The organism is Catenibacterium sp. AM22-6LB, assembly GCF_003435615.1.
GTDB lineage: Bacteria > Bacillota_I > Bacilli_A > Erysipelotrichales > Coprobacillaceae > Catenibacterium > Catenibacterium mitsuoka_A.
In genome coordinates this window covers 46356-57048 of the sequence record NZ_QTUM01000008.1, presented here as the reverse complement: position 1 = coordinate 57048, position 10693 = coordinate 46356, and the positions used below count along the sequence as shown (strand labels likewise).

Genomic DNA, 10693 nt, shown 5'->3' with positions numbered 1-10693 from the left:
GCCAACATCTATTTGAATGAACTTGATTGGGAACTACACAAGGCTAAGATTTATTTTGTGAGGTATGCAGATGATTTTCTACTGTTTTGCGAAACTGAAGAAGAAGTTACAAGAGCAGGCAACATCGCTAAATCAGTCATTGAATCTCTAGGACTTGAAGTTGCGATGAATAAAACCAAGGTAGTTGACTTTAAGAATGATGACTTTGATTTTCTAGGCTTCCATTTTAATCATTGGAAAACTAGCAAGAAAGGGAATGATTACTACTCAATCGTTCCCACAGAAAAGTCAATTAAAACGTTCAAGAAGGCTATTAAAGATAAGACACAAAGGAAATGGACTAAACCAAAAGAAGAATGGATAAATGATGTTAACCCCATTATCGTTGGCAAGACTAACTATTACCTGAATGTCCACAAAGCCCTTAAAGTCTTCGAAGGTCACATGCAAACACACTGTGTAATTCGTGCAATGAGCAAATATTTGGAAATAATGGACAAATATGTACGTCAACGATTGAGGGTGTGCATGATACATAAACATCCAACAGTAAGGAAATCATATGGGATGCGTTATAAATGGAACATTGAATTCTTTGCACGAATTGGTTTGGTTCCCTCAAAATGGTGGTTTTATTACAAAATGTGGGGTACCTACACTATAGAAAAGTATGTAGAAATCCATATGCAAAGAAATAAGACCTATATGGACAAACACATTCAGAAACGAAAAGACCAAGGTATAGTTTTCTACACAAAAGAGCGATTAAAGAAAATGGACTATGCTTTCTCAAGATAGTCCGTACATAAATTAAATAATTTGTAAATTGGTAAGCCGTATGCATTAATAGTGCACGTACGGTTTGATAAGGGACTAGCCTAGTGATAGGTTAGTCTACTTTCTTTTATGTATATTTAATTTCTTCACTACCTACAATATTATGTTTTAAGTTAGTTTTACCATTTTTTGGAAACACATTATTATTCATCTATTTCTTTAAAGATGAAATCAAAAACCTATTATTTTAATAATATATACTTTTCATCCAGTGCTTTTTTAATACGTTCTAATGTTTCTTCATCAGGTGCTGTAATTGTATGCAAGTGAACACCATCTGTTAATAGAGAAAGAGGTGTGACATCACGATCCTTAACTGCAGACATGAATTTAGACACATCATAACGTGAATATATATGAAGATTTCCTTTGATTTCTCCATAAAGAGGATGTTCTACTATCACATCTTCAACCTTACCACCTAAATCTACAATAGTATTTAATTCTTCTTCTAACTGATCATTATTATGCTTTACTGCAATTGTATAATGATTACTTCTATTTGTTTCTAATATGTATCCCCTAGGGGTTGCAGTGATATCTTCTCCCGATGCTCTAAGTAAAGCCACATCTCCTACAATAATCTGCCTAGAAACACCTAATTCTTTCGCAATTTTACTTGCTGAAACAGGTTTATCACTATTACTTATTATTTCCATTATTCTTGTCTTTCTATCCATATACATCACCTTTTTGACCATTATAGAAGAATTTTTCAGGGAACTCAATGGTCTTTTCTTTACATATCCTATATAATAAATGATATGGAAAATATCGCAAAAAAATCAAATACAGAATTTATATTAAATACATTTAACTTAAAGCCTTCTAAGAAATATGGACAGAACTTCTTAGTAGATCCAGGTATTATTCAAAGTATCGCAGATCATGCTTCGCTGGATAAGGAGACAGCAGTTATTGAAATAGGACCTGGTATAGGCGCTCTTACAGAACAGCTCTCTAATAAAGCTGGTAAAGTATTATGTTTTGAAATAGATGAACGTTTAAAGGAAGTATTATCATTCTCTTTAGAAGGACATGATAATGTAGAAATCATCTTCCAGGACTTTATGAAAGCTGATTTAGAAGAAGCATGTAATAAACTAAAGGACTATAAGGATATCTGTGTTGTCACAAATCTTCCCTATTATATTACTTCTAAAATCATCACAAAGATTGTATCTTCTTCTACACCTATTAATCGTTTAGTCGCTATGGTACAAAAGGAAGTTGCATTAAAGCTCTGTTCTGAAGAAAAGAGTCCTTTAAAGATGATGATTGATTATGTAGGAGATGTTCAATATGAATTGAATGTGCCTAGACATGTATTCATGCCAGCACCTCATGTAGATAGTGCTGTTATTTCTATTCATAAAGAACGTGTTATATCACAGGAATTGATTGATCTGATTGAAGCAAGTTATACTGCAAAAAGGAAAACACTTTATAATAACTTAAAGTCTTTATATCACGATCAAACAAAAGAAGTATTAGAATCATGTGGTATTCCTGCCAATAAACGTGCTGAGGAATTAAACATTGATGACTATATAAGAATACTAGAAAGGAGTCATAAACTATGAAGATTCGTGCTTATGCGAAAATAAACCTTGCATTAGATGTAGTAAGTGAAAGAGAAGATGGATATCATGAATTAAATATGATTATGGCCCCTATTGGTCTTCATGACTTGATTCTTATTGATCCTATTGAAAAAGGTATAGAAATTACTACAAACACATACCGTGTACCTACTGATGAACGTAATATCATGTATAAGGTGGCTGATGCATTAATCAAGAAGTTTGATATCCAAAGTGGTGTAAGAATCCACTGTTATAAGCATATTCCATCACAAGCTGGAATGGGTGGAGGAAGTGCCGATGGTGCAGCTATTTTCCGTGCAATGAACAGCTTATTCCATTTACGTATGTCTTATCAGGATATGTGTGAAATGGGTAAAGAGATTGGTGCAGATATTCCATTTTGTGTATGGAATCGTATTGCGGTTGTAGGTGGTATTGGTGAAAACCTTCACTTTATTGATTGTTCACGTTTTAATTGTCATTTATTGATTGTAAAACCTAAGAAAGGTGTTTCTACAAAGAAATGTTTTGATGATTTAGATATCGAAACAGCTGTTCATCCAGATATTGATTTAATGAAGCGTGCAATTGAAAAGAATGATTATAAAGGTGTTGTAGATTGTTTAGGTAATACTTTAGAAGCTCCTTCTATTAAGATGGTACAGGATATCCAGTCTATTAAGGATGATATGATGAACTTTGGTTTTGATGGTGCTCTTATGTCAGGTAGTGGTTCATCTGTTTTTGGTATGACTCAAGATCCTGAATTAATTGATAAAGTGCTTCCATATTTTAAAAAGAAATATAGTTTTGCAGTAAAAACACAGATTTACTATCCAGAGAAAAGGAAAAAGGGATAACTTACGCCTTTTCTCTTTTATTTTGAATTGAATTTTGCTAGAATGTAGGGGAAAAAAAGGAGATATGTCGATGAAAGTTTATGCAGTTGTCTTAGCAGCGGGTAAAGGTACTCGTATGAAATCAGATGCACCTAAGGTTGTTCATGAAGTTTTATATAAACCAATGATCAATCATGTGGTGGATGAATTAAAGAAGTTAGATATCGCAGAAACAGTCGTTGTTGTTGGACATGGGGCTGACCAGGTCAAGGCTTTGTTAGATAACGACGTCACTACTGTCTTACAGGAAGAGCAGAAAGGCTCTGGACATGCTGTCATGATGGCAGAAAGTGTTCTAGGGGATAAAGAAGGAATCACTCTTGTATTAAATGGTGATGCACCTTTAATTACTGCGGAAACATTACAGGGACTTATTGATTATCATATGAATGGTAAGAATAGTGGTACTGTAATGACATGTGATTGTGACTTGTCACTTCCATTTGGTCGTATTATTAAGGAAGATGGTCAGGTAACAGGAATTGTAGAATTCAAAGACTTACAGGAATCTCAGATGGATATCACTGAGATGAACGTAGGTGAATATTGTTTTGATAACAAATCAATGTTTGAAGCTTTAAAGAAAGTAACAAACAACAATGCTCAGGGTGAGTATTATATTACAGATTTAATTGGAATCATGAATGAAGAAGGCAAGAAGGTTGATGGCTATAAGATTCAGGATTTCAGTGAAGTAGGTGGCATTAATGACCGTGTTCAGCTTGCTGAAGCAACTAAGTTACTTCAGAAGAGAGTAAATAAGAACTGGTTATTAAATGGTGTAACTATTGTAGATACTGATAATACATATATTGGTACTGATGTTGTAATCGGTAAGGATACAATCATTGAACCAGGTTGTATTATTAAGGGTCATACTACTATGGGAGCACATTGTCATATTGGTCCTTATTGTGAATTTACAGATGTAGATATTAAGGATAATGTGGAAATCAAGTTCTCAGTATTAAGCGATTCTGTTGTAGAAAGCGGTACTGATATTGGTCCTTATGCAAGACTAAGAACTAATTGTCATATTAGAGAGAATGTACACATTGGTAACTTTGTGGAAATGAAGAAAGCTGATTTTGGTAAGGGAAGCAAGTCTGCTCATCTTACTTATATCGGTGATGCTAAAGTAGGCGATGGCGTTAATATTGGTTGTGGCACTATCACAAGCAATTATGACGGTAAGAATAAGTCAATGACTGTTATTGGAAATAATGCATTTATTGGATGTAATTCAAATTTAGTTGCACCAGTGACTGTTGGTGAAGGCGCATTTGTTGCAGCTGGATCTACTGTAACAGAAACTGTAGAAGATGGCGCAATGTCTATCGCACGTGCTAGACAGGTGAACAAACCTGGTTATGCAAAAGTTTTAGAAGAAAAACGTATGAAGATTTATAACGAAAGAAACAAGAAATAAAAAAAGGGGACACATATGAAAAACAAAATTACAGTATTTTCTTTATCTTCAAGCAAGAAATTAGCTCAGGATATCGCAAGCATTTTAGGTACTAAGGTTGGAGACTGCAAAGTTCATCACTTTGCAGATGGTGAAATCTTATGTGAAATCGGTGAATCTGTTCGTGGTAAGGACGTATTCATTGTTCAGTCTACTTCTAATCCAGTAACTGAAAACTTAATGGAAATCTTAGTATTAACTGATGCTTTAAAACGTGCTTCTGCTCGTGAAATTACTGCAGTTATTCCATATTTCGGATATGCTAGACAGGATCGTAAAGCTAAACCTAGACAGCCAATCACTTCTAAGTTAGTTGCAGACTTATTAACTACAGCTGGTGTTAACCGTGTTGTAACTGTTGACTTACATGCAGCTCAGATTCAGGGATTCTTTGATATTCCAGTAGATGAAATGCAGGCTTTACCACTATTAATCAAATACTTCCGTAAAAAGAAGGTTCAGGATTTATGTGTTGTATCTCCTGACCACGGAGGAGCTACTAGAGCTCGTAAGATGTCTGAAGCATTTGATTGTCCTATCGCTATCATCGATAAGAGAAGACCTAAACCAAACGTTGCTGAAGTTATGGGTATCATCGGTAATGTTGAAGGTAAGAACTGTATCTTAATTGACGATATGATCGATACAGCTGGTACTATTACAGCTGGTGTTGATATGTTAAAACAGAAAGGTGCTAAAGATGTATATATTGCATGTACTCATGGTGTACTTTCTGGACCTGCTGTTGAAAGATTATCTACTTGTGCGGCAAAAGAAGTTGTTATTACTAACACTATCGAAATTCCACAGGATAAGAAATTTGATAAACTTGTTTCTGTATCTGTTGCAGGATTACTTGCACATACAATTGAAAACATTGAAAACGATTTACCAGTTAGTGACGTATTCACTCAGTATGATTGTTAATGTAGAGGACTCATTACGAGTCCTTTTTTAGACTAAATATATGAAGTGAAATAAGTAAACTGCTCCTGTGGTTTCTATGCAGTAACTACTTGACTATGAAGTGGTTAAGTGTTAGACTTCAAATGAATTCAGAAATCAAAATACATCAAACGAAAAGGTAAGGATTGGCATATCATTATCTTTTCTAATTTTTAGAGTGGTTTAGCACTAGGCTAGTTATCGTTTGAAAAATTCGTCTAACCATTTGCAGATGTAGTAGGTAAGAACACCAGCCATGACGGTTATGAAAAAGTCGAACATCAAACTATAAGCATATGAAAATGAAGTGAAATAATTACTTATATTATTTTTATGATACTATGACTTATATCGTTTTTATGCTACGACGACTTGACTATGAAGTGGTTAAGTGTTAAACTTCAATTGAATTCAAAAAACAAAAAGTATCAAACGAAAAGGTAAGGATTGTGGGATCCTTACCTTTTCTAACTTTTATAGTGGTTTAACACTAGGCTAGTTATCGTTTGAAAAATTCGTCTAACCATTTGCAGATGTAATAAGTTAGAACACCTGCCATGACGGTTAACATAAAATCAAAAAACAAAAAGCATCACCCCCTTTCAAGGAGGACGATAACAAAGATATTATATCAAACTGGATCTAAAACAAGTAGTGAATTGGAAAAAGTGCATTAAAAACATAGTACGTAAAAATATCCTCCTGGTTACTACCTAGAGGATATTTTCATTTCTAATTAAGTGCTTTTTTATTTAGTGTCCTTAACACGGGGTCTACATTAATATACTCTTTTTCTTAATACTCTATAGAGGATGATTGAAAGAGTAGGAATCATTAAATATATACCAACAAGGATAGCCATATTAAAGAGTATAATCCAGACTCTCTCTTCCATATATAAGCTTATTGATGTGACAACAGTGCTATAGTGCAGTACAGATATTGCGATTACTTCTACAACTATGAGAAGGTAGAAAAACTTTGGCATTTTAGCTTTAACTAATAGGAATGTAAGTAACAGCGATACAACTAATAATGGCAGGATTTTGATTAATAAACTGCTATACAAAGCTAGAAGAAAGTTCATCATATTATTCACCTCGATTGTATTAAACCTTTTTTCTATTATGTCACATCTTTAAATTTAGAGTATTCCATCCTCTTCTACTACTTAAATAATATATTATTATCATTAAATAGTCTATATTTTGTGCTTAAGAGACATATTTTCCTGTATAAAAGACATACGCTCTTTACAACTCATAGAAAAGTCTATTAAATATTCACTTTTTCTAGAAAGCGTATACATAATTATTCATAACATGATAAAATATATTAAGTAATAGGTATGAATTATCTATGTTTCCGAAGATGAGGTGAATAAATGTGATAGAAGTAATAGAAAAAATTGGAAATATTGAAAATTTATCATTAAAAAACGATGAGATGGAAGTTGTTGTCTCAACATTTGGTTGTACTATTATTAAGATGATTGTTGAAGATAAGAATGGAGTAAAAGGTGATGTTGTATTAGGTTATGATGACTTTAATCAATATCAGACTCTAGATGCTTATCTAGGTGCATTAGTAGGTAGAGTTGCGAATAGAATTGGAAAAGGAACATTTGAATTAAATGGTGAAACATATCATTTACCTATTAATAATGGTCCTAATAGTTTACATGGTGGTATTAAAGGATTTAGTTATCAGATCTTTGATTATGAAATCTTAGATGATTATACTATTAAGTTTACTTATCATGCAAAGGATGGAGAAGAAGGTTATCCAGGTAATATGGATTTTAGTGCTACTTATCATTTAGAGGGTACTACATTAACTATTTCTTATCATGCTACGAGTGATAAGGATACTTTAATTAATATTACTAACCATTCATATTTCAACTTATCAGGACATAAACATAATATCTATAATCACACTTTAAAGATTGATGCTGATTATTATGAACATGTAGATGCAGATGGTCTTGCTACAGGTGAAAAGGAAGCTGTAGACGGTACTCCATTTGACTTTAGAAAACCTGCAAAGATTGGTGAACGTGTAGAAGTAGATCATCCACAATTAAAACTTGGTAATGGTTTTGACCATCATTTCTTCTTTACTACAGATAAGAACCAGGTTGTATTAGAAGATGAAGAAAGTGGTAGAAGATTAACAGTATCCACTACTTTACCAGGAGCACAGATCTATACCGCAAACTATCTAGATGGACGTATTGGTAAGAATGGTGAACCTTATAATGCGAGAGATGCAGTATGTATTGAAACACAGAACTTACCAGACGCCATTCATATTGAAAAGAATCCAAGCACTATTTTAAGAAAGGGAGAAACATTTGATGCACAGACATCTTATTGTTTAGAGGTAATTAAATAATGAAACTTGCAACACAGATTATTGAAGATATTAGAAATGGTCAGGCAGATGCTTTATTAACTGATATTTATGTAGATGAATCTTTATTAGATACTCAGAAAGAAAGATATATTGCAGCTATTGAAAAGTTCATCTCACTTTATGGTGATAAGGAAGTAGAAGTATTCTCAGCACCAGGTAGAAGTGAAGTATCTGGTAACCATACAGACCATCAGCATGGTGAAGTATTGGCTGCTGCAATTAACTTAGATATTATTGCGATTACAGCACCTAGAGATGGTGTTGTAAAAGTATTATCTGATGATTATGATTTAAAGGCTGTAGCTCTAGATGACTTAGAAAAGAAAGCAGAAGAAGAAGGTACTTCAGAAGGATTAATTAGAGGTACTCTTGCACGCTTTAAGGAATTAGGTCTTCATATTGGTGGTTTTGAAGCTTATATGACAAGTGAAGTATTACAGGGTTCTGGTCTTTCTTCATCAGCAGCATTTGAAGTCATGATTGGTACTGTATTATCAGGCTTATATAATGATATGACAGTAAGTCCAGTATTGATTGCACAGATTGGTCAGTATACAGAAAATGTCTATTTTGGTAAACCATGTGGATTAATGGACCAATGTGCAAGTTCAGTAGGTGCTCTTATTCATATAGACTTTAAAGACAATGATCATCCTGTTGTAGAAAAAGTAGATGTTGATTTCTCTTCATTCCATCATAGTTTATGTATTGTAGATGTTCATGCATCTCATGCAGACTTAACTGATGATTATGCAGCCATTCCTACAGAAATGAAGGAAGTAGCACACTTCTTTGGAAAAGAATTCTTAAGAGAAGTATCAGAAGAAGAATTTAAAGCACATATTCCTGAATTACGTGAAAAGATGAGTGACCGCTGTGTCATCCGTGCATTACACTTCTTTAAGGAAGATGCAAGAGTAGAAAAAGCAGTATCTGCCTTAAAGAACAATGATTTTGATACATTCAAGTCAGTCATCAAATCATCAGGAGACAGTTCTTATAAATACCTACAGAATATCTATTCTAACCATGATGAAACAAACCAGGCTGTTTCTATTGCCTTAGGCTTATCTGAAGATATCCTAGGTAATAAAGGTGTATGTAGAGTACATGGTGGTGGATTTGCAGGTACGATCCAGGCCTTTGTAGAAGATGATTATGTAGAAACATATAAGACTGAAATTGAAAAGTATTTTGGTGAAGGTTCTTGTCATATTCTTAAAGTAAGAAAGTATGGCGGTAAGAAAGTAGAATTATAAGCATTAGAAAACCTCTTTGATATGAGAATCAAAGAGGTTTTCTTTACTATAGAATTGATTTTTTCCATGTGATGTTCTGCTTATCAAAAAATGCATGTAATCTCTCAATGTCTTCATTACTGGCATTTTTCTTTTCAAAATAGATTTTAAAGCCTGCTTTACTTGTGAATAATACGACATCTTTAGTTTCTATTATGTTTTTTATATTCGTATATTTTATGGAAGCTTTATTTTCTACTGAGTCTACCACTGTAGTTAGTTTATCTTCATAAAAGACCAAGTCATAGATATAATAATTTGTCTGGAGCGACTTATTGAGCTGTTTTATGATTTTTTTTGATAGCCTTCTTGGTTGAGAACATATAAGTATTAAATTACTAACACTTATTACACTGTAAATAACATGTCCTGCAGATAGGTTCATAAACAAAGTAATCCATGAAAGACAGAATGCAACTATTAGGAATAATGTGTAGAATACAGGAAAGAAGTGAAAGCTGACTTTTTTGAAAGTTGAATAATCCATTTTATTATTTTTGACAGTTAATATTTCCATTTTCGATACCTCGCTATTCATAATATATTAATTTTAACACGTACCAATATCCGTTGCATTAAATATCGATGGTATATATTACAAATTCGGGCAAATTATGATTTCCTCTTTCGATTGATTATTTATTCTGATAAGAAAATCATTTCATGATCTTAGCTGTGCTTGTATACAGAATAGCTTTTTACATCCAATGGTATATCAACTCGAACTTATATTTTACGGAAGTATTAAATCTAAATTCTATTTTGATTAACTGTCTGGATAATATGTTTAAATATACAGAACTAATAGTTGTGATAAACAGGAACAATTAATTTGAACTATTATAATAATCATAAAAGCACAATTGTGTCGATTAAATATAATATAATACATTTGTAAAACGTTTTACAATTTATAAGAAGAGGAGTAAGTAGGCAATGGTTTATTCTAATGAAGAAATTGAACTTACTCTAAACTTCTACTCTATTGCTAAAGTACATTTGGATAATTTAAATCAAGCAATACAGTTTAAAGAGTTGAATGATCACGAAAAGAATGAATATATGTTCTACTCACATATTGTATCTAAAGTTAATTATTGGTTAAAAGCACTATTACCAGATGAACTTGAAATTATTGCTTTGCGTAATTTTGAGAATAAAACATTTGATCTTATTTCTATTCATGTGGGTTATACTAATCATAGTTCTATTGTAAGAAAATATAAGAGTATTATTAACAAA

General features: G+C 32.7%; 11 protein-coding genes. 8 read left to right on the top strand and 3 right to left on the bottom strand.

Annotated features, from left to right (window positions below):
• A partial coding sequence (locus tag DW269_RS03430; RefSeq protein ID WP_255413823.1) for a reverse transcriptase domain-containing protein occupies positions 1 to 798 on the top strand: 798 nt, incomplete at its 5' end.
• Between the two features lie 221 nt (positions 799 to 1019).
• On the opposite strand, the gene DW269_RS03425 is transcribed toward DW269_RS03430, so the two are convergent.
• Complete coding sequence (locus DW269_RS03425) at positions 1020 to 1517, bottom strand: transcription repressor NadR (RefSeq protein WP_233502413.1); 498 nt, start codon at positions 1515 to 1517, stop codon at positions 1020 to 1022.
• Between the two features lie 84 nt (positions 1518 to 1601).
• Here DW269_RS03425 and rsmA point away from each other — a divergent pair, with 84 nt between their 5' ends.
• The 4 genes from rsmA (at position 1602) to DW269_RS03405 (ending at position 5717) form a co-directional block, all read left to right on the top strand.
• The gene (gene rsmA, locus DW269_RS03420; protein ID WP_117458564.1) at positions 1602 to 2420 is read left to right on the top strand and encodes a 16S rRNA (adenine(1518)-N(6)/adenine(1519)-N(6))-dimethyltransferase RsmA; all 819 of its coding nucleotides are present in this window, start codon (positions 1602 to 1604) and stop codon (positions 2418 to 2420) included.
• On the top strand, positions 2417 to 3283 hold the full coding sequence (gene ispE, locus DW269_RS03415) for a 4-(cytidine 5'-diphospho)-2-C-methyl-D-erythritol kinase (RefSeq protein ID WP_117458563.1): 867 nt from the start codon (positions 2417 to 2419) through the stop codon (positions 3281 to 3283). The genes rsmA and ispE overlap by 4 nt, the downstream gene beginning before the upstream one ends.
• Before the next feature lie 70 nt (positions 3284 to 3353).
• Complete coding sequence (gene glmU, locus DW269_RS03410) at positions 3354 to 4751, top strand: bifunctional UDP-N-acetylglucosamine diphosphorylase/glucosamine-1-phosphate N-acetyltransferase GlmU (protein ID WP_117458562.1); 1398 nt, start codon at positions 3354 to 3356, stop codon at positions 4749 to 4751.
• A 15-nt stretch (positions 4752 to 4766) separates the two neighbouring features.
• Positions 4767 to 5717 (top strand): ribose-phosphate pyrophosphokinase, encoded by a 951-nt coding sequence (locus DW269_RS03405; RefSeq protein WP_006504477.1) that lies wholly within the window; start codon positions 4767 to 4769, stop codon positions 5715 to 5717.
• 796 nt (positions 5718 to 6513) lie between these two features.
• Here DW269_RS03405 and DW269_RS03400 read toward each other — a convergent pair.
• Positions 6514 to 6822, bottom strand: a complete 309-nt coding sequence (locus DW269_RS03400; protein ID WP_233503268.1) for a hypothetical protein — start codon at positions 6820 to 6822, stop codon at positions 6514 to 6516.
• 299 nt (positions 6823 to 7121) lie between these two features.
• Here DW269_RS03400 and DW269_RS03395 point away from each other — a divergent pair, with 299 nt between their 5' ends.
• Together DW269_RS03395 and DW269_RS03390 are read left to right on the top strand one after the other, a co-directional pair.
• Complete coding sequence (locus DW269_RS03395) at positions 7122 to 8132, top strand: aldose epimerase family protein (RefSeq protein ID WP_117458560.1); 1011 nt, start codon at positions 7122 to 7124, stop codon at positions 8130 to 8132.
• Entirely contained in the window at positions 8132 to 9412 is a 1281-nt protein-coding gene (locus DW269_RS03390; RefSeq protein ID WP_117458559.1) for a galactokinase family protein, read from the top strand. Before DW269_RS03395 ends, DW269_RS03390 begins: the two co-directional genes overlap by 1 nt.
• Positions 9413 to 9458: 46 nt before the next feature.
• Here DW269_RS03390 and DW269_RS03385 read toward each other — a convergent pair whose 3' ends face one another.
• Positions 9459 to 9968 (bottom strand): hypothetical protein, encoded by a 510-nt coding sequence (locus DW269_RS03385; protein ID WP_117458558.1) that lies wholly within the window; start codon positions 9966 to 9968, stop codon positions 9459 to 9461.
• 419 nt (positions 9969 to 10387) lie between these two features.
• Between DW269_RS03385 and DW269_RS03380 the strand changes: the two genes are divergently transcribed.
• Positions 10388 to 10693: hypothetical protein (locus tag DW269_RS03380; protein WP_199412122.1), on the top strand; the 306-nt coding region annotated here is incomplete at its 3' end.